The sequence below is a fragment of the Rhodococcus sp. 1R11 genome (genome assembly GCF_004563845.1).
Classification (GTDB): Bacteria; Actinomycetota; Actinomycetes; order Mycobacteriales; family Mycobacteriaceae; genus Rhodococcoides.
The window spans coordinates 309,155-327,336 of sequence record NZ_SPNG01000003.1; the positions used below are offsets into that span (position 1 = coordinate 309,155).

22 protein-coding genes and 1 pseudogene are annotated in these 18,182 nt (G+C 63.8%); 7 read left to right on the top strand and 16 right to left on the bottom strand.

From position 1 onward, the window contains the following. Positions 1-3: 3 nt before the first annotated feature. Entirely contained in the window at positions 4-1,398 is a 1,395-nt protein-coding gene (locus E4P29_RS07275) for an Hsp70 family protein (protein ID WP_135043206.1), read from the bottom strand. Positions 1,399-1,561: 163 nt separating this feature from the next. Between E4P29_RS07275 and E4P29_RS07280 the strand changes: the two genes are divergently transcribed. Beyond that, positions 1,562-2,071: a low molecular weight phosphatase family protein gene (locus tag E4P29_RS07280; RefSeq protein ID WP_135043208.1), complete on the top strand. Its 510-nt coding sequence runs from the start codon at positions 1,562-1,564 to the stop codon at positions 2,069-2,071. Between the two features lie 90 nt (positions 2,072-2,161). Further along, on the top strand, positions 2,162-2,533 hold the full coding sequence (locus E4P29_RS07285; RefSeq protein ID WP_135043210.1) for a hypothetical protein: 372 nt from the start codon (positions 2,162-2,164) through the stop codon (positions 2,531-2,533). Positions 2,534-2,536: 3 nt separating this feature from the next. Here the strand turns inward: E4P29_RS07285 and E4P29_RS26290 are convergent, their stop codons facing one another. Genes E4P29_RS26290 through E4P29_RS07300 form a run of 4 tightly spaced genes read right to left on the bottom strand, consistent with a single transcriptional unit; the run spans position 2,537 to position 5,175 of the window. Then, entirely contained in the window at positions 2,537-2,755 is a 219-nt protein-coding gene (locus tag E4P29_RS26290; protein ID WP_245154201.1) for a hypothetical protein, read from the bottom strand. Next, positions 2,752-4,332: an ABC transporter ATP-binding protein gene (locus tag E4P29_RS07290; RefSeq protein WP_245154202.1), complete on the bottom strand. Its 1,581-nt coding sequence runs from the start codon at positions 4,330-4,332 to the stop codon at positions 2,752-2,754. The genes E4P29_RS26290 and E4P29_RS07290 overlap by 4 nt, the downstream gene beginning before the upstream one ends. 21 nt (positions 4,333-4,353) lie before the next feature. Beyond that, positions 4,354-4,818, bottom strand: coding sequence for an ATP-binding protein (locus E4P29_RS07295; RefSeq protein ID WP_027495616.1), 465 nt, complete (start codon positions 4,816-4,818; stop codon positions 4,354-4,356). Between the two features lie 21 nt (positions 4,819-4,839). Beyond that, positions 4,840-5,175, bottom strand: a complete 336-nt coding sequence (locus tag E4P29_RS07300; protein ID WP_135043562.1) for an STAS domain-containing protein — start codon at positions 5,173-5,175, stop codon at positions 4,840-4,842. 224 nt (positions 5,176-5,399) lie between these two features. Between E4P29_RS07300 and E4P29_RS07305 the strand changes: the two genes are divergently transcribed. Beyond that, positions 5,400-5,819, top strand: a complete 420-nt coding sequence (locus tag E4P29_RS07305; RefSeq protein ID WP_245154203.1) for a CrcB family protein — start codon at positions 5,400-5,402, stop codon at positions 5,817-5,819. Then, positions 5,816-6,181 (top strand): CrcB family protein, encoded by a 366-nt coding sequence (locus E4P29_RS07310; RefSeq protein WP_135043212.1) that lies wholly within the window; start codon positions 5,816-5,818, stop codon positions 6,179-6,181. Before E4P29_RS07305 ends, E4P29_RS07310 begins: the two co-directional genes overlap by 4 nt. 10 nt (positions 6,182-6,191) lie before the next feature. Here E4P29_RS07310 and E4P29_RS07315 read toward each other — a convergent pair whose 3' ends face one another. From E4P29_RS07315 to E4P29_RS07345, 7 genes are all read right to left on the bottom strand, one after another. After that, entirely contained in the window at positions 6,192-6,767 is a 576-nt protein-coding gene (locus E4P29_RS07315; RefSeq protein ID WP_135043214.1) for a YdcF family protein, read from the bottom strand. A gap of 50 nt (positions 6,768-6,817) precedes the next feature. After that, positions 6,818-7,024 (bottom strand): hypothetical protein, encoded by a 207-nt coding sequence (locus E4P29_RS07320; protein ID WP_027495611.1) that lies wholly within the window; start codon positions 7,022-7,024, stop codon positions 6,818-6,820. A gap of 79 nt (positions 7,025-7,103) precedes the next feature. Then, positions 7,104-7,835 (bottom strand): MerR family transcriptional regulator, encoded by a 732-nt coding sequence (locus E4P29_RS07325; RefSeq protein WP_135043215.1) that lies wholly within the window; start codon positions 7,833-7,835, stop codon positions 7,104-7,106. A 208-nt stretch (positions 7,836-8,043) separates the two neighbouring features. Further along, positions 8,044-9,555 (bottom strand): NAD(P)/FAD-dependent oxidoreductase, encoded by a 1,512-nt coding sequence (locus tag E4P29_RS07330; RefSeq protein ID WP_135043217.1) that lies wholly within the window; start codon positions 9,553-9,555, stop codon positions 8,044-8,046. Further along, positions 9,552-10,472 carry a ferritin-like domain-containing protein gene (locus tag E4P29_RS07335; protein WP_135043219.1) on the bottom strand — a complete coding sequence of 307 codons (921 nt, stop codon included), beginning with the start codon at positions 10,470-10,472 and terminating at the stop codon, positions 9,552-9,554. The genes E4P29_RS07330 and E4P29_RS07335 overlap by 4 nt, the downstream gene beginning before the upstream one ends. Position 10,473: 1 nt before the next feature. Beyond that, the gene (locus tag E4P29_RS07340; RefSeq protein WP_135043222.1) at positions 10,474-11,352 is read right to left on the bottom strand and encodes an SDR family NAD(P)-dependent oxidoreductase; all 879 of its coding nucleotides are present in this window, start codon (positions 11,350-11,352) and stop codon (positions 10,474-10,476) included. Then, positions 11,349-12,356 (bottom strand): alpha/beta hydrolase, encoded by a 1,008-nt coding sequence (locus E4P29_RS07345; RefSeq protein ID WP_280634529.1) that lies wholly within the window; start codon positions 12,354-12,356, stop codon positions 11,349-11,351. Before E4P29_RS07345 ends, E4P29_RS07340 begins: the two co-directional genes overlap by 4 nt. 112 nt (positions 12,357-12,468) lie before the next feature. Here E4P29_RS07345 and E4P29_RS07350 point away from each other — a divergent pair, with 112 nt between their 5' ends. Beyond that, positions 12,469-13,557 (top strand): 2Fe-2S iron-sulfur cluster-binding protein, encoded by a 1,089-nt coding sequence (locus E4P29_RS07350; RefSeq protein ID WP_245154213.1) that lies wholly within the window; start codon positions 12,469-12,471, stop codon positions 13,555-13,557. Positions 13,558-13,573: 16 nt separating this feature from the next. Here the strand turns inward: E4P29_RS07350 and E4P29_RS07355 are convergent, their stop codons facing one another. From E4P29_RS07355 to E4P29_RS07365, 3 genes are read right to left on the bottom strand one after another with little or no spacing between them, the layout of a single operon-like run. Next, positions 13,574-14,245: a TetR/AcrR family transcriptional regulator gene (locus tag E4P29_RS07355; protein ID WP_245154204.1), complete on the bottom strand. Its 672-nt coding sequence runs from the start codon at positions 14,243-14,245 to the stop codon at positions 13,574-13,576. A gap of 2 nt (positions 14,246-14,247) precedes the next feature. Next, positions 14,248-15,048 (bottom strand): alpha/beta fold hydrolase, encoded by an 801-nt coding sequence (locus tag E4P29_RS07360; RefSeq protein WP_135043571.1) that lies wholly within the window; start codon positions 15,046-15,048, stop codon positions 14,248-14,250. Positions 15,049-15,065: 17 nt separating this feature from the next. Continuing rightward, a complete protein-coding gene (locus E4P29_RS07365) occupies positions 15,066-16,622 on the bottom strand; it encodes an NAD(P)/FAD-dependent oxidoreductase (protein WP_135043231.1) in 1,557 nt (518 codons plus the stop codon). A 196-nt stretch (positions 16,623-16,818) separates the two neighbouring features. On the opposite strand from E4P29_RS07365, the gene E4P29_RS25895 reads away from it, so the two are divergent. Continuing rightward, complete coding sequence (locus tag E4P29_RS25895; RefSeq protein ID WP_155291285.1) at positions 16,819-16,980, top strand: hypothetical protein; 162 nt, start codon at positions 16,819-16,821, stop codon at positions 16,978-16,980. A 167-nt stretch (positions 16,981-17,147) separates the two neighbouring features. After that, positions 17,148-17,330 (top strand): annotated as a pseudogene (locus E4P29_RS26295) (CsbD family protein); the annotation flags it as partial. Between the two features lie 460 nt (positions 17,331-17,790). Here the strand turns inward: E4P29_RS26295 and E4P29_RS07375 are convergent. Continuing rightward, positions 17,791-18,087, bottom strand: a complete 297-nt coding sequence (locus tag E4P29_RS07375) for a hypothetical protein (RefSeq protein WP_135043237.1) — start codon at positions 18,085-18,087, stop codon at positions 17,791-17,793. Positions 18,088-18,182: the final 95 nt, after the last annotated feature.

The window sequence follows — 18,182 nt, forward strand, 5'->3', positions numbered from 1 at the left end:
CCGCTAGAAGCGCGGCAGCTGAATGACCGGTGGCGGCGGCAGCTGAATCTGCGGAAGCTGAATCTGCGGCAGACCGGGAATCAGCGGTGCCGGGGCAGGCGCAGGAGCCGGTGCCGCGGGCGGCACGTACTCGGGTTCGGAGTACGTCTGAGCCGGAGCCTGGGCAGGAGCGGACGTGGGCGGCGGCGTGGTCGTCGGCGGTGGTGTCGTCGGTGTCGGGGTGACCCGGGTCGTCGTGGGACCTGCGGTGATCGGTACCGGCGAATCTGCCGGTGCACTGGTCGGGGCCGTCGACCCACCCCCGTATCCGAGCGACAGGCCGAGGGCGGCGACCGCAACGAGACCACCCGCGACCAGTACGGCACCGCGCACCTTGCGCTTCGAGTCCGCAGGCTTGTCGGACGTGGGTTCCGGGGTCAACCAGTCGGGTGCACCGCTCAGTGACGCGGGCTCGGCCGCGGACTGCCGTCCACCCGGGTGCGGATTCGGCTGTGAATTCGACTGAAGGTTCGGCGGGGGAACCGGCTGGTGCGGAGCCTCGACGACCGGTGTGGCGAGCAGAGCAGCTCCACGGGCCGCAACCGATTCGGGATCTGCCGGAGTGACGACGGGCAACCCGACCCAGGCATCGAGTATTGCTTCGACCAGCGGTATTCGGGCTCCGCCGCCGATCAGGAACAGCGCGTCGACGTGCTTGGGAGAACGGGCGATGACGTCACGAACCAGGCGAGCGGAGTACTCGATCGGAACGGTCACCAGTGACTCGAATGCCTCGCGCGAGATCAGGATGACTCCGCCATCGCCCGGGAGACACACTGCGCCGCTGGTCGACAATTGCTCCTTGGCGACGCGGCACCGGGCGGTGAATGCGCTCAGTTCTCGATTGTCGGCAATATCGACGCCTTGCTTGGCCAACTGATTGTCGGCGACCAGGCGATCGAAGTCGTCGCCACTGATGTCGATGGTGCGTTCGGCCAGCAGAACTTGACCCGTACCGCGGTCGATCACGCTGATCGTCAGACCCGAACTGCCCAGGTCGTACAACGCGATGGTGCCGAAATGGCCCAGCTCGCCCGACACTTCGAGGTACTGCAGCGCAGCCCGAGCCTCGGGAACGAGCCGATAGTTGTACAGCCGCTGACCGGCCATGGCCTGTTGGATCTCACCGAACTGCTGCTGATCGCGGTAGGCAACGCCGGTTGCCTGCACGGGGCCACCGTTGCCCGATTGCGAAAGCACCACGCCGATGGACTCGGCGGCCAATTCCTCGGCCCGGTCCCAGTAGGCGTCGACGGTGTCGTGATGGAAGTCGAGGCGTCCCGAATCCTGAGGGCGCAGGTCGGGTCGAGCCATGCGCACTGCGCTGGCCCCCACCGACACACCGAGAACTTCGGTCATTACCTGCCTCTTGTCGATTTCCCCGTCAACACACGCCGAGACGTTATGTCACGAACCTGTCTCGATCCCCCAATTGATCACTGTAGCGCGTCGGTGCGGCTCCGCCGCAGTGGTGCGTTCAGGTGCCCCCTGGGGCACCCGACCACACCACTACAGTTGCGGCATGCGAGTTCTGTTCGTCTGCACCGGCAACATCTGCCGCTCTCCGACTGCCGAGCGCCTCGCGGTCGCCTTCGCCCGCGAGGGGGAATTCGAGCTGACCGCGAGCAGCGCCGGAACACAGGGTCTGACCGGGCACGCGATGGACCCGACGGCCGCGTTGGTGTTGTCGCAACTCGGCGGCGACCCCGAGGGCTTCGTGGCTCGACGCCTCACTCCGGCGATCACCGCCGACGCCGAACTCGTCCTGACGATGACTGCGTCGCATCGCGATGCCGTGCTCGCTCTCTCGCCCAGACACATGCGTCGCACCTTCACCTTGCTCGAGGCGTCGGGCCTGGCCGCGGCGTCGGGCGCACGATCGGTTGCTGCCCTCGCCGACGCGCGGGCCGTCCACAGCGTCGAGACGCTGGATATCGGCGACCCGTACCGCCGCGACCCGTCCGTGTACGAGCAGGCCGGCGAGATGATCGCAGAATCATTGCCGAGCGTTCTCCGATTGGCGCAGCCGTAACCTTCGACCCACCACGAATTCGCGCGCTGCGGTAACGTTCTCGCATCATTGCCGACCACCCGGGTACGGCCACGGCGTTAGGGTCTGTTCATGCGCGACAAGGTCATCGCGTTGGCAGCAGTGGCGAGTGCCGGGGTAGCCGTCACCGTGGGTCTGGTCATCGGTGCTCTCGGCGGCGCGTTCGACGATTCGAGCCAGGATGTTCGGCCGCCCGCCCTGAAATCGGACTCCCTCAGTTCGGTCCAGGTGTCACCGACGTCTGCGATCGTCGTGGTGCCGCCGTCGCCCACCTGGCAGGTCGCGGTACCCACCACCGCCAAGCCGCCGACGACGACGCCGGAGCGGCCTCAGTCGACCACGCGGCCTCCCCGAACCACGACCAAACGGTCGGACCGAACAACCACGACGACTACCGACGAGGACTCGACCGACGACCCGACGACCACCGAGTCCGGCCGCTAGGTCTCACGGGCGGCCCGCTGTCAGGTCGGGCGCGCTGTCTCCGATTCTCAACGCGGCCAACAGTTCTCGATACAGATCGTCCGACGCCATGAGCTCCGCGTGCGTTCCGCGAGCGCGTACCACCCCGTCGTCCATCACCAGGATGGTGTCCGCATCGAGCACGGTGGACAACCGATGCGCGATGGTGACGACGGCAGCGTCCAGCGCGATGGAACGGATCACCTCGTGGATCGCCGCCTCGGTGCGCCCATCGACCTGAGGCGCGCCTCGTCCAGAAGTAGGATCTGCGGACGTCGAACGATGGCTCGCGCCAACGCGATTCGTTGCCGCTGCCCGCCGGAGACTGTCGAACCGATCAGATCGGTGTCCAACCCCTCGTCCAGAGCGCGGATGGTCGAATCCAGATGCACCGACTCGAGAGCCGCCCAGATGTCGTCCTCACTGGCATTCGGATGACTGAACAACAGGTTCTCCCGCACCGAACCGGGGATCACCGGCGTCTCCTGTTCCACGTAGGACAGTCGAGAGCGCACCTCGTCGATCGTCAGCTCGCTGTACGGCGTTCCGCCGAGCCGTATCTCGCCGCTCTCGGGCGTCAGGAACCGCAGGATCAACGAGAACACGCTGGTCTTACCAGCACCGGAGGGACCGACGATCGCTGTGTGGCCACGCGCGGGCACGTCCAGGTCGATCCCTCGCACGGCAGGCTCCCGACCCGGACCGTAACGCGCTGTCACACTTCGGAATTCGAGTGCCGGAGCGGCGTCGACGACGGAACGTGTCGGCGCGGGTGCACCTTCCTCTCCCACTTCGACGACGAGGTCGTCGATCTGACGTATCCGCGCCGCCGCGGCCATACCCGCTTGCAGCGCGGTGATGTTGGTGGCGAGAGTGGAGACCGGGCTCATGACCTGAAATGCGTAGAGCAGAAACGCGATCAAGCTGGACACCGCAAGATCTCCGGTGCTGACGCGGTAGCCACCGAGGCCGAGAATGCCGATGATGGCCAGTTGTACGCCGCCGCCCGCGAACGTCCACGCCAGTGCCGAGATCTTGACGGCGTGAACGCTGTGCCGTGCGGAGGTCCGAGCCTCCGCGATGACGCGTTCGGATTCGCGAGTCTCGGCTCTGCTGGGCTTCACTGTTCGGATGGCCCGCAGGGTGCCGTCGAGAATGCCGCCGAGTCGTCCGATCGCCTCCTGTGATTGCCTCTGCGCGATGGCGATCGGAGGCATCAGCCGGGCGAACAACACTGCGATCGCCACGATGGCCACCGCGATCGCGCCCAACAACACCAGATCGAGAACTGCCATCAGGATCAACGCGCCCACCAGACCCACCACGCTGTTGACTATGGCCACCAACGCATTCGATGTCGCCTCACGCAGCAGCACGGTGTCGGAGGTGACACGGGTGACCAGCTCGCCGGTGGGCCGAGTGTTCAAGCTGCCGACCGGGGCACCGAAATACTTCCGCACGATCGACTTGCGTGCGTCGAGCACGATCCGCTCGGCCAACACCCCGAGCACGATCCACTGCAGATACAGAACGGCCGAGCCGACGACCAGTAGGGCCACCAGAACGACGACGGGCACGATCAGCGACGCGTCGGTGCCGAGTCCGTCGAGCACACCCTTGGCGACCATCGGCGTAGCCAACGCCGTGCCGGTACCGATCAGGCCGAGCATCATGCCCAGAATCAGGGTGCGCCGATGAGGCCGAACGAACTGCCACAGCACCCGTAGGTTGGGTACCGTTATTTTCTTCTTCTCGGCTGTCGCGATCTGCACATCGACCATGTAGTCAGTGTGCAGCAACGATCAGCTGGTACCGATCGCGTCCCAGATCATGTGGACCGTGGTGCCGTTCTGATCCGACGTCACCGCCGCGGTATCGGCCAGCGCCCGCATCAGTGGGACGCCCCGGCCTCGGTTGGGATCGGAATTGCGGGTCGCCCAGTCGCCGCGGTCGGTGACCTTCACATCGATCCGGCCCTGCGCACCGCACAGCACTCGAATATCGAGGGTTCCTCGGTCGGTGTGATCCCGATACGCATGTTCGACACTGTTCGCGATCGCCTCGTACGTCGCCAACACGACGTCGTACGCGCGATCCGGGTCGACGCCCAACTCGTTCAGCCAGTCACCGAGTTCACGCCGAAGCTCTGACGCTCGATCCGCATCGGCAGGTTCGTCGGTGAACAGCAGTTCTTCCATTCGCGCACCTGCCGTCGAGATCGAACTGTCGGTACGTGAGTCGTCACCTCCGAAGAGAGTCGCCATCATGAATCCCGTCTACCCAAAACTTCAGGATCTACCCGCATGAATCGCAACGAGCGCCTCGTCGACCGTCGCATAGATGCCGAACACCTCGTCGAGCCCGACCAAAGTCAACGGACGCCCCGTCGCCGGACCGTCCGCCACCACGGCAAACCCGGCAGTACCGCCCAGTTGCTGATGCGTCGACGCCAACAGCGACATACCAGCGGATGCGAGGAAACCGACATCACTGAGATCGATCACCACAGCCGACGGCGACTTCTCGAGCACCAAAGCCACGGACTCCGCCAGATCAGGAGCCGTCACCAAATCCAACTCGCCCGACACCGACAGAACAACATCCTCATCACGCCACTCGACAATCACATCGAAATGCTGGGGTCCGAGCCCCGCTTCGTCCGCAGTCACACGAGGACTTTACCTCGCTCCCCCGCCCCGCCACCGCCGCCGAAGTCCACTCAACGTGACATTGACCCCCGAAAAGTCCACCGAACGTGACATTGAGTCCCCTCGGGGTCGGCTTCGGGTTGGTTTGCCGCCGTCGGCTCACTCAGCTGAGGTGTATCGATCGCATTAGGCTCTTCCAGGTGATCGACGGACTGCATTCCATGGACGGTCGCGGTCTGCGTCGTCGCTCGCTCGGGGAGTACGTCGCGGTCATCGTGGGCGGCGCGGTCGGTGCGGCGTTTCGGTACGAGGTGTGGACGTGGCGGGCGACGCCGCGGTGGCAGTTGTTGTCCACGTTCGGTGTGAATGTGTTCGGCTGTCTGCTCGTCGGCGCTGCGTTGGGGTATCTGTCCGGTCGTCGGGCTCCGGTGACTCGGGCCGGGCTGTTCGGGCTTGCGTGCGGTCTGACGACGTTCGGTCTGTATGCGTTTCAGGCGGTCACCCATCGCGGGGCGTGGAATTCGGTGATCTATCTGGTGGCGACGCCGGTGCTCGCGTTGATCGCGATGGCGGTCGGGGCAGCGATCACGAGACCGGCACGAACGAGCCCGGCGCTGTGACGACGCTGATTCTGGTGGCGGTCGGCGGCGGACTCGCGGCTCTGGGCCAGTTCGTGTTCTCGTTCGCCCTGCGGTCGCGGCGACGGGTGACGGCATTGAATCTGGTGGCGTGTGCAGCGCTGGGGTTGGTGTTCGCTCTCGATCCGCCGGCCGCTGTTCGTTCCGTGGTCGCGGTCGGGTTTCTGGCGTCGGTGGCTCCGTTGGCGGGGACGACGCTGGCGACGATCGGGCTTGCGCGAGATCGTCGCTATCGCTCGGCAGCACTGTTCTTCGGCGCGAACGTGGTGGGTGGAATCGCCGCGGTGATGTTCGGCTTCCTGGCGTGGAAGTCCGGTGTCACGCTCTATCACAAGATTCTGTGACCGAATCCGGTCAGTCGGTTCCCGAATCCTGGCAGGAGCCCTGCACTCCGGCCTTCACGAACCCTGCGATTTGGTACAGGTATGTGAACTCCCATTCGACGAGTGAGAAGTCGTACGCGCGAGGCGTCGGACGCATCGTGACGGTTCCGTCGAAGCACTGATCGAAGATGTACCGGGCACGCGGGAGGTGATACCGCCACGTGACGACGATGACGTGGTTCCAGCCGCGTTCGCGGGCAAGGGTTTCGGTGAACATGGCTTCGCCACGGGTGGTCGAGGGCGACGGCGGAATGCACAGCACCTCGAATTTTTCGGTGGACGCCGCGCAGGCTTTCTTCATCGTGGGATCGCTGGATCCGTAGGGATCGGACAGCACCACTGTTGTGGCCAGGCCTTGTTGGGCGAGCGAGATGCCGTAGGCCTCGCGTCCGTCGTGTTCGCCGCCGAGCACCACGATGGCGTCGGCGGCAACGAGCGGATCCACCCGAGCCTTGGTGAACGCGAGGTAGCCGCCGACCCCCACCGACGACACCAGGACAACCGGGATCGCCAGGGCGAGAAACAGCAACCAGCGTCCGCGGAACACCTCACCAGGTTAGGGAAGGCGCCCCGCGAGCGCGCGGTCAGCGACTCAGATCACTCGCTGGGCTGCGGCACGGTGACGTTGCAGTCCGTGACCTCGGGGTTGATTCCGAAGTAGTTGAGCGGACCTGCGACGACGGTCAGTGCGATGGTGCCCGCACCTGCGCAGTTCTCGGGCGCGTTCTCGAAGTCTCCGCGCTGATACGACGCGAATGCGCCGATGATCAGCCAAACCAGAACGATCAACGTTACGAACCTCATTGGTGCCCCCTTAGGCGGTCAGCCGCCGTTCGGCTGTCGAAGGGCAGGTATGTCCGATTGTGGCAGGCTTCAAACCACGTCACGTGCGCTTCGACAGAGTCTCCGACAGATAGTCGTTGAGGGCTCGTTCCTGTACCCGGTCCAGGGCGCGGGCCAGTTCTGCTTGTGCCGATTTAATGGCAAGGCTGCGCATCTTCTCGAACATCTCGGTGGTCTCGGCTACCTCTCCGGACTTGGGCAGCCAACCTGGACCGTGTTTCGCGGCCAGATGGTCGGTCACGCTCCCGACCATCGACTCGGCGATTTCGTTCATTTTCGACGCGGTCCGCTCGTGCTGGTCGAGCAGTCGTTCCAGGGTGAACCCGTACTGGCTCAGGTCGACGAACACCTCGAGCAGGGTGGGGTCGAGGATCTCGGCCTGATCCCCGTCGATCCTGATCAGTTTCGCCTCGATGAGGCGCGCGACGATCGCATCGTTGTCCTCACCGAGAAATTGTGCGATCAATTCGACGGGTATGACCGTGGTCTCGGCCGACGACCACTTTCGAGTCACGATTTCCTGCAGGCCCAGGATTTCTTCCAGGTCCTTGCCTTGCTCCCAACCGGACAGGAAGTCTGCGATGTGAGCCGAGGTGAAACCTCGCTGGAGCAGCGAATCGATGACCTTCAGACGAGTCAGATGGTCCTCACCGTAGATGCCGACGCGGCCTCTGAGAGTAGGCGGCGGGAGCAGACCACGTTCCTGGTACGCCCGCACGTTCCGAGTTGTCGTCTTGGCCTCCCTGGCCAAGTCGTCGATTCGATATTCCACCGAGCTCCCTACCTCCACCGCGCGTCGACCCACAGGATATACGTCGAACGCGCGGTGGAAGGGAAGTCGGCTGCACACATCATCGCGACGAAAGCGCACATCGGCGCAGAGATTTCTCCTGCTCGGCAAGGCCCGGCGCTTTGTCTGCCTTCGGATCAGGGCAGCCGGATCTTTCGGGAGAACCCCCATCCGCTACCCCTTTCGGCCCTCAGGAGTGCGCGACGGCCCTGGCCGGCTCGTTCGGGAGTTCGAGGACGCGCGGGACGGCCGTGTAGTCCTCCCGCTCGACGCGTCGAAGTTGGTTCACGTACTGCGTCGCGAAGCCGGGGAACATCGTGGCGTTGAAGCCGTCCTCGGTGAGATACCAACTGCTGCAACCGGAGTTCCACGTCGTCTTGTCGAGTTTGCGTTGCAGTTCGGCGTTGTAGGCGTCCTGCACGTCCTGCCGGACCTCGAGACTCTGTAGATCTCCGTCGATGATCGACGACACGGCGTCGACGATGTACTCGATCTGCGCCTCCATGTAGACCAGGGCCGAGCTGTGCCCTGGGCCGGAGTTCGGGCCGAAGGTGAAGAACATGTTCGGGTATCCCGATACCGCAATGCTCTTGTACGCCTTGGCTCCTGCGCTCCATTCGTCGGCGAGCACACGGTTGTCGCGTCCGGTGATCGGGATGGGAGTTCCGGTGTTGGACACGTCGAATCCGGTGGCGAAGACGATGGCATCGAACTGATGCTCGACGCCTTCCACGGTCCGAATTCCTTTGGGCGCGAGGGTCGCGATCGGCCAGGTCACCAGTGTGCAGTTCGGTTTCTGCAGTGCCGGGTAGTACTCGCTGGTCATCAACAGCCGTTTGCACCCCGCCCGGAACCGAGGTGTCAACTGCCGTCGCAGCCATGGGTCGCGGACCTGACGGCGTAGGTGCGCTCGGCCGACCAACTCCACCACCCGGGTCAACGGGGTCTTCCAGACGACACCCAGAGCGACGGACTCGTGACCCCAGAACCACATCGACCGTGCGAGTGTCTGCGACTGCGGATATCGGGTGAATCGACGCTTCGTCCCGTCCTTCGTCTTTCGGTTCACCCGGGGCAGTGTCCAACCGGGGGTGCGTTGGAACACCTTGACTGTGTCTGCGATCTTGACCAATTCCGGCACGATCTGTACGGCGCTGGCCCCCGTTCCGACGACGGCCACCTTCTTCCCGGCGAAGTCGTAGTCGTGATCCCAACGGGCACTGTGAATCTTGTGCCCCTCGTAGGTCTCGATGCCGCGAATGTTGGGCAGGCTGGCGTTGGCGAGTGGACCGGAGGCCATGACGACGGCACGGGCACGCACATCGTCTCGGCCGTCGATGCGCACGGACCAATATCCGGCGGCCTCGTCCCACGCGATGTCGATGACGTTGTGCTCGAATCGAATACGCGACTCGATGTCGAATTCACGCACCATCGTGTGGATGTAGTCCAGAATTTCACCGCTCCCCGAGTAGGTGTGCGACCAGTTCGGATTGGGCGCGAAGCTGTACGAATACAACCTCGACGGGATGTCGCAGGCTGCGCCGGGATAGGTGTTGTCGCGCCACGTACCACCGACCGCGGTGCCACGTTCGAGAATGGCGAAGTTGTCGATCCCACTGTTGCGCAATCTGATCGCCGTTCCGATTCCGGCGAATCCAGCTCCGATGATCGCGACGTCGAGCACCTCTGATCCGATCATGCGACGGGCTCGTAGGTCAGTTCCTGGGCCCACGTCGGCTCGGAATTGAGCGTCTTGCTCGGGTACCGGCGAGTGAGCTTGACCAGGCCGTCCGCGAGGACGTGGTACGGGTGCTTGCGGTTGATGACAATGCTGCTGTGCCACTGCACAAATCGGTACATCGGAACGCGGAGTGCCTCGGGGCTACGCTCACCGACACTGCGGAATCGCTTCATCGCGGTGTAGAGCCGCTGCTCGTCCACTCCCATCTCGACGATGTTGTCGCGCATCTTGTTCAGCAGTGGAATGTACCGCAGCAATCCGACGACGAGGGCCGGGTTCATCCAGGCACCGATGGTCTCGACCACAAGCTTGCGCATCCGGGAATGCCCGAGTAATTCGATGACAGCGAAATCGACAGCCAAATGGCGCGATTCGTCGGAGTTGATCTTCTTGAACACTGCCTGACACACCGGATCGTCGATCTCGTCCATGATGAACTTCACCAGTGCGCCGTCCAACGCGACCTCGAGCATCGGAATGACGGTGCCCAGCACGGTCAGAGACAGCCCGTCCGAGTGCTTGTCCAGCCAGTCGATGACGAGCTTGACGTTGATGTTCGGTTCGGGCATCTCGTCGCCGTCGAGCATGCCCCACCGCCGCATGAGCGCGAGCTCGGCGTTGGCGTGCTTCTGCTCCTCGGCGTGGAAGTAGCGATAGATCTCCGCCAGCGTCTCGTTCGGTGCCTTGAGCGCCATCGCCGCGAAACCGCGTGCGCCCACGTTCTCGATCCACATCAGATCGGACATGAACGGCTTGAGCTTGGCGTGCAGTTCCGGGCTGATGGTCTCGGCTCCCGGACCGTCCCAGTCGATGTCGGCAAGAGCCCACTGGCGGTCTTTGATCTTGGTCAACATGTCTTCGAAATCCATTGCCATGTCAGGCTCCTGTGGTTGTCGAGGTACGGGATTCGTTCTTCGCCGGCTGCTGCTCGGCGGGCATCACACGATTGAGCAATCCGAGAAAGCGCACGTACACGGCAGGCAGCAGTCTCTTGAATCGCCATACGGCTTTGGCGTCGAACTGCGGTACGACGTAGAGGCGGCCCTTGTCGAACGCGTCGAGAGTCCGGGCCACGATCTTGTCGGGCGATCGTCCGGTCCAACGCATCGCGAATTCGGCGAGGCGCGACGAGCTCGCGGTGATTCGGCCGTCGACGGCCACGTTGGTCTTGACGAACGTCGGGCACAGAACCGATACGCGCACACCGCTACCCGACAGTTCCGCCGCCATCGTTTCCGACAGGCTCATCACCGCAGCCTTCCCGACGTTGTACGGGCCCATCAACGGCGCGGCAGCGAAGCCCGCGGCGGACGCGACGTTGATGATGCCGCCTTCACCCGCCGCTCGAAGGCCGGGGGTGAACAGTTCGCAACCGTGGACGACGCCCCAGAGGTTGATCCCCAGCGCCCACTCCCAGTCCTCGAAACCGATTTCCCCGACCGGCTTTCCGCCGATCCCGACCCCAGCGTTGTTGACCAGTACCGTGGTGGGCCCGTCGAACTCGATACTCGCTCGAAGCGCCAACTCCTCGACGCTCTCGCGGATCGACACATCGCATTCGACAGCGAAGCCGATCGCGCCCAGAGCCTGCACCATCGCCACCGTCTCCTGCGCCCGCGGTAACGAGATGTCGGCACACATGACGACGCCTCCGCGCCGGGCGAGTTCGAGCGCGAAGGCACGGCCGATACCACTGCCCGCGCCGGTCACCACCGCTCTGGAACCGTACGACGGCTTTCCGGTCTTGCTTCTCATCGACTTACCTGTTCTTTCGAATCATGTTGTAGGGCTTGGTTGTCGAGCACCTGCGCGATGAATGCGGCCGCATGCTCGAGCGCCTGGGCAGCCTCAGGGATCAGCCGTGGGAGAGCGTGGAACACGTGCATCTGATCGGGCCAGATCTCGAGTTCGCTTCGTCCGCCCGCCGCGTCGATCATGGCGTGCAGGTGTCGTGCGTCGCCCCGAAGCATCTCGGCTCCCCCGACCTGGATCAGCGTCGGTGGCAGCTCCCGCACACGTCCGAGATCGAGCCGGAGACGCGGGAGATTCGCATCGTGGCCGTCGGTGTACAGCGAGACCAGTCCTCGCGCTGCCTTCGCCGAGATCATCGGGTCCTTGCGGGTGCGTTCCATCCGCGCCGACAGCTCGAAGTCGAGGTCGATCAGCGGCGATAACAGCACCATCGCTCCCGGTTGCGGTGTACCGGTTCGGTCGTTCTCGATGATCAGATCGGCAGCGAGGTGACCGCCGGCCGAGTCCCCGGCGATGACGATGTTCGCAGCGGAGTAGCCCTGGCCGAGCAGCCAGCGGTACGCGGCCTCCAGGTCGTCGGCTGCGGCGGGAAACGGGTGTTCCGGGGCCAGCCGGTAGTCGACCGTGAACACCGGCAGGCCGGTCGCGGCGGACAATCGCGCGGTCAGACCACGATGTGTTCGCGCCGAGCAGATGACGTACGCACTGCCGTGGATGTAGAGGATCACGCGCGGCCCGGGCGTCAGGCCGGGTGCTCGCACCCATTCACCGCGTACCGGGCCGTCGGCTACGAGGTCCACTCTCGTGCCCTTGGGGACGGGACCGAACAGGTTCATCGAGGTGGCGACGAGCCGTCGGGAGAACTCGATGCCACGCTGGGACGTCGGAAGCCGGTTCGTCATCGGACGCAGAGTCAGCCGGGTCGTCAAGGCAGCCAGTCGAGTTCGCCGAGACCCCACCTTGGATGCACCGTGAGGCAGGTAGTCGTCGTAGGTGGTCGAAGTCACCACGCCACCTTCACCTGCTATTCGCCATTTGTCAATGGCCTATTAATTGGTGGCGAAGTATGCAACAGTGAGGGCCGACACCGAAAGCGCAAGGGAGCGAGCACACGTGACGATGTTCAGGAGCGCGCCATCGGAGGCCATCGATGTGTCTACCGGCGGTCCCGAGGACAGAATCTTCGAGCTGGAGATCGCCGAGGTGATCTACGAGACCGAAGACGCGATCTCCATCGGGTTCGCGGTACCCGAGCACCGACCAGCAGACTTTCGGTACGAGCCGGGGCAATTTGTCACCCTCGAGATTCCCTGCACCGACGGCGGCTCGGTGGCCCGCTGCTACTCCTTCTCGAGCTCTCCGGTACGCAGCCCACTCCCCACCGTGACCGTCAAGCGAATTCGGGACGGTCAGGCATCACATTGGTTGCACAACAACGCTGTTCGTGGGATGCGGCTCAAGGCACTGAAGCCGTCGGGCATGTTCGGACCCGCGAGCTGGGACGACCATTTCGTCCTGCTGGCCGCCGGCAGTGGCATCACCCCGATGATGTCGATCCTCGAGACCGCCCTGTTGCAGCACGAGAATCGGATCACTCTCGTCTACGCCAACCAGAACCGCGACTCGGTCATCTTCGCAGAGCGACTGACCGAACTGCGGTCTCGCTTTCCCGAGCGACTGAACATTCACCATTGGTACACCTCGGAATCGGGCTTGCCCACTGCTGCGGGACTGGCTTCGCTGGGTGCGAACATTCCGGCCGATTGCGAGGTCTTCCTGTGCGGCCCAGCGCAGTACATGAACGTCGCCGAGGAGTGGCTCGCTCGTACCGGCACGGTGGCGCGCAGAACCCATCGCGAGGTGTTCTCCTCCTTCGACTCGAATCCGTTTCGGCCCGGCGAGGCGAAGATTTCCGACGAACCGGGCGCGAACTCCGTCACCGCTCAGGTCGAGATCGACGGAATGGAGACCGAGTTCGCTTGGAATGCAGACACCAAGCTGCTCGACCGACTTCTCGAGTTGGGTCTCGACCCGCCGTACGTATGCCGCGAAGGAACCTGCGGCGGTTGTGCATACACCCTCACCGAGGGCACGGTGACCATGCTCGCCAATGAGACGCTCGACGAACACGAACTGCAGCACGGCGTCCGACTGGCCTGCCAGTCCGTGCCGGATTCCACGAACGTTCGTGCGGTGTTCGATCGCTGATGTCGGAGGAGGGCGCTCAGGCCTCGAGTGTCAACGAATGTGGCCTCGAGGTGAAGGTCGTGACGGAGCCGGCAGCGCGCGCTATCCCCGCGATACCGCCCCAGACCATCATGGTGAGGTAGTCGATGAGTTCGTCGACCGTCATGGTCCGGTCGAACATCCACCAGTGCGACGCCAACCGCACCGCACCGATCATGGCGAACGCTATGGGCATCGAGCCGGCCGTCGAGAACTCCCGCTCGCGGAATCTGTCGGCAATGACGGTTGCCAGCAACTCTGCGATCAGTTCCTCCGATGCGGTGATGATGTCCTGATTGCCACCGACGGCATTGTTCGTGTGCACGTAGATGTAGATCTCGGGATCGATGGCGACCGTCGTGACGTAGGCGGTGATCACGGCACGGGTGAGGTGGTATTCGTCGAGGTCCCCGGAGATCGCGTCCCGGATCCGAGGTACCAGCGCAATCTCGACGTAGTGCGCCATCGCGGCGTCGGCGAGACCCTTCTTGTCGACGAAGTGTTTGTACAGAACAGTTTTCGAGACGTGGTTCGCTGCGGCGATCTCGTTCATTCCGATGCCGTGCCCATGCCGACGAATGGCGGCCAGTGTGCAGTCGAGTAGTTCTCGACGCCGAGTGACTCGGTGATCGTGCCACCGATGGCTTCGGCCGTCGACCTTCTCTGTCATGTTCACGCCGAGCGCGAGACGGATCGTGATCCCCTCAGCAGAATCGAGGCAACCAACTCCGGATCGTCCGACATCGGCACGTGCCCGAGCCCCGAGTACGTGCGGACGTCTGCCTGCGGGAACGTTCGACGCACCAGCGGTGCCTGATACACCGGTAACACCAGGTCTCGGCGTCCCCAGGCGACCGTGACGGGCACCGTCTCGTCGACCGGAACACTGAAGCGCGGCACTGCGTTTCCGGCGGCGTCGATCGCACGATTGGTGGTGATGCTGAGCGCGTCGATCGTGGCCGTTGCCGCAGGAACACGCCACGGCTTTGCGTAGAAGACGGCGTTGGCGATCGTGCGTCCGACGGCCGAACGCATGACGGTAGGTGCAATCGGGATCATCACTCGAGACAACGCTCGCAACAGACGGAACACGAGTAGCGCGCGGGTCTGATCCCAGTGTCCGCGAAAGAACCCCGCCGGTGAGAGAGCGGTCGCCGAGGCGACCGACCCGCGGGCGGCGAGCTCCATCGCGAAGTATCCACCCAACGAATTACCGGCCACGTGCGGCTTCTCGCCGTCCACCGCCACGTGCTCGAGGAATCGCTCCAGCTCGGCAACGATCCACGGCCCCAGATCGAATTCCTCGGTGGGCAAGTCCGGTGAGGCGCCGTGACCGGGCAGGTCCACCGTCACCACTCGTCGGTGCCGCGCCAATATCTCGACGACACTGTCCCACGCATGTTGTCGGTGCACGATGCCGTGAATGAGCACCAATGTAGGGCCCTCACCCCGGATCGTGTGCGCAAGGGTCAGACCGTCGATGTCGGAAGTCACTGCGTGCCGACCTTTCTCGGCCAGATGCGGTATACGGGCGCGATATCCGCCGCCGCCACACGTGCGTTGTCGGCTAGGCCGAATGTCATCGATTCCGTCAGATCGTCGAATCGTGCGTCGATCCTGTCGAGAATGTAGTTCTGCCGCACCGACCAGGGACGTTCGGTCCCTGATTTGGGTAGCTCGTTCAGGGAACGCGTGACGTATCCGGAGGCGAGGTCGACGACCGGACGAGAGTCGACGGCCTTGCCCTGCCGGTCCGGGATTGCATGGGTGTAGCCGTGAGACCGCATGTACACCAACAGTTTTGCTACTGCCTGCGCCGTCATGTCGGCCTTGAGCGTCCACGATGCATTCGTGTACCCGATGGACCATGCAACGTTGGGTACGTCCTCGAGCATGTGACCCTTGTAGACGAACTTGTCGTGCACTTCGAGCCGCTCACCGTCCAGAGACAATTCGATACCCCCGAACGCCTGGAGCTTCAATCCGGTTGCGGTGACGATGATGTCGGCGGGGATCTCGTCACCGGATTCCAACCGGATCCCGTCGGCGGTGATCTCGGCTATCCGGTCGGTCACCACGGTCGCGCGGCCGGAGCGAATGGCTTTGAAGAGATCGCCGTCCGGCACGACGCACAGCCGCTGGTCCCACGGGGCATACGTCGGCTTGAAGTGCTTGTCGATATCGTATCCACGCGGAAGCTGCGCCTTCGTCATCGCTCGGAACACCCTGCGGGCCGTCTTCGGCGCACGTCGACACAGCTGATACGAGCCGACCATCAACAGCGCATTGCGCCACCGCAGTGCAGTGTGCGCGGGGGAGTCCGGCAGCACACGCTGAGTGAGTGTGGTGAACGGATCGGTCATCGGCAGGGACGCAATGTACGTGGGTGAACGCTGCAGCATCGTCACCGACGCAGCATCGACCGCAAGCGAAGGCACCAAAGTGATTGCGGTCGCGCCACTTCCGATCACGACGACGCGCTTGCCGGTGTGGTCGAGATCTTCCGGCCACTGCTGGGGGTGCACCACCTGCCCGGTGAACTTCTCCATCCCGGGAAGGTCAGGGGTGTACCCACCCGAGTAGTCGAAGTAGCCGGTACACAAGAACACGAATCGACTTCGATACGTCCGCGGAACGCCGTCGGACAGCGTGTCGACGGTCCACAGGTCGGTCGACGAATCCCAGTTCGCCGCAACGACGGAGGTCGAGAAGTGCGTGTGCTCGTCTATGCCGTTGGTGTGAGCGGTATCGACGATGTAGTTGCGAATGTCTTCGCCATGGGCAAGCAGGGTGTTTCCCTGCCACGGCGTGTGCGGAAACGAGAACGTGAAGATGTCGCTGTCCGAACGAATTCCCGGGTACCGGAACAGGTCCCAGGTACCGCCTGCTCGCTCGCGCCCTTCGAGGATCGCGTAGCTGAGGTCCGGTGCCATCTCCTGCAGTCGATACGCGGCTCCGACTCCCGAGATTCCCGCACCGATGATGAGCACGTCCCTGAAGTTGTCGTGGGTCGAACCGTCGACCTCGGGCCAGGTATCTGCATTCATCGACGCGCCTCGCTGTCTCACCGAACACCATCGCCCGGACGCCGACCGAGCAGCGACACCGCGACTAACATCACATAATGTGCCATTGACTGGTGGCGGTGTCAATGGCAGCCTTCGTGACAACACAGACAGGAGCTGTCATGGACCGAACTCTCTTCGTTGGGTGTACACCCAACGCAACCGGAACCAGTAGCCGATGACTCCCGTGGCGGTCGGGGCTGCGGGAGTCATCGCGCTGATCCTGCTCACGTCGAGAGGATCGGGACTGGACTTCGACCGGCGCTCGTTGTCGACGGCCTACTCAGCGCGTGCGACGCGCGCACGCCGTAGGACGTGGTGGCCGCGTTCGACGAAGTAGTCGCAGCCCGCCGAGCAGCACAAATACGGCTACTCGTCGTAGTGACCCGAAACACCCGTAGTCGGACGTATGTTTCGGACCGTCGACTTCGACTCATACTTACCGGCGTCGTCCGCGACGCCACGGCTCCGGATTCAGGAGACGACCTACACGAAAGAGGGATACCGATGGCCGACTTCATCGACAAGGCTCAGCACAAGGCAGAAGAACTGGCCGGGACTGCGAAGGAGAAGGCCGGTGAGGCCACCGGTGACGACAGCCTTCGCGCCGAAGGGGCCACCGACCAGGCCAAGGCCAACACTCAGCAGGCTGCCGACAAGGTTTCCGACGCCGCAGAGAGCGTTGCCGACTCCGCGGCCGGCGCGGCCAAGCAGGCCAAGCATGCAGCTGCGGACGTTGCCGACAAGGCAGCCGAGAAGGCCGCAGACGTCAAGAGCACCGTGCAGGACAAGGTCGAGAACGTCGACGTCGACGACGTGAAGGAGAAGGCCTCCCAGGTCGCCGACAAGGCAGCCGAGAAGGCCTCCGCCGTCGCCGACGACGTGAAGACCACGGTCCGCAACATCGACAGCGAGGACGTGGCCGAGGCCGCTAAGGTCGGCACTCCGATCATCGCTGCCATCGCAGCCGCCGCCGGTGCCGTCGCATTCGTGCTGATCCGTCGCCGCAACCGTCGCCGCAGCGCTGCGCATCTGTTCGTTCCGTCGAAGCGCACCACCCGCAAGCTCGCCAAGAAGGCGCGTAAGCACAGCTTCTGAAGGTGACCACCCGAAAGCCCCGCCTCGTTTTCAGGCGGGGCTTTCGGCCGTTCTACAGCGGTTTCAGCGCCCGGCTGGGCACCCAGTGCGTGACGGTTTCGCTCCGGTCTCGCGACATCAGTTCGTAGGTGACGCGACCCAACCAATCGCCGTCCACGGTGATGGACCATTCGACCAGGTCTCCCGGGACCACGCGTCGAACGTCGAAGCCTTCCGGATTGAACTTCGACGCGTGATGTGGCGGTAGCGGGTAGAGGACGTTCAGATCGATCCACACCTTGAGTGGTGGTCTGAGCATCTTGAACGGACGCACGGCAGACGCGGGTCGAGGTCGAGCGCGTCGTGCCATCGTTCGATCATACGTTCGATTCGAACGCAGTCATACCTCTCCCCACAACGAGAAACGGCCACCCACACACGAGGTGCGGGTGGCCGTCTTTCGGT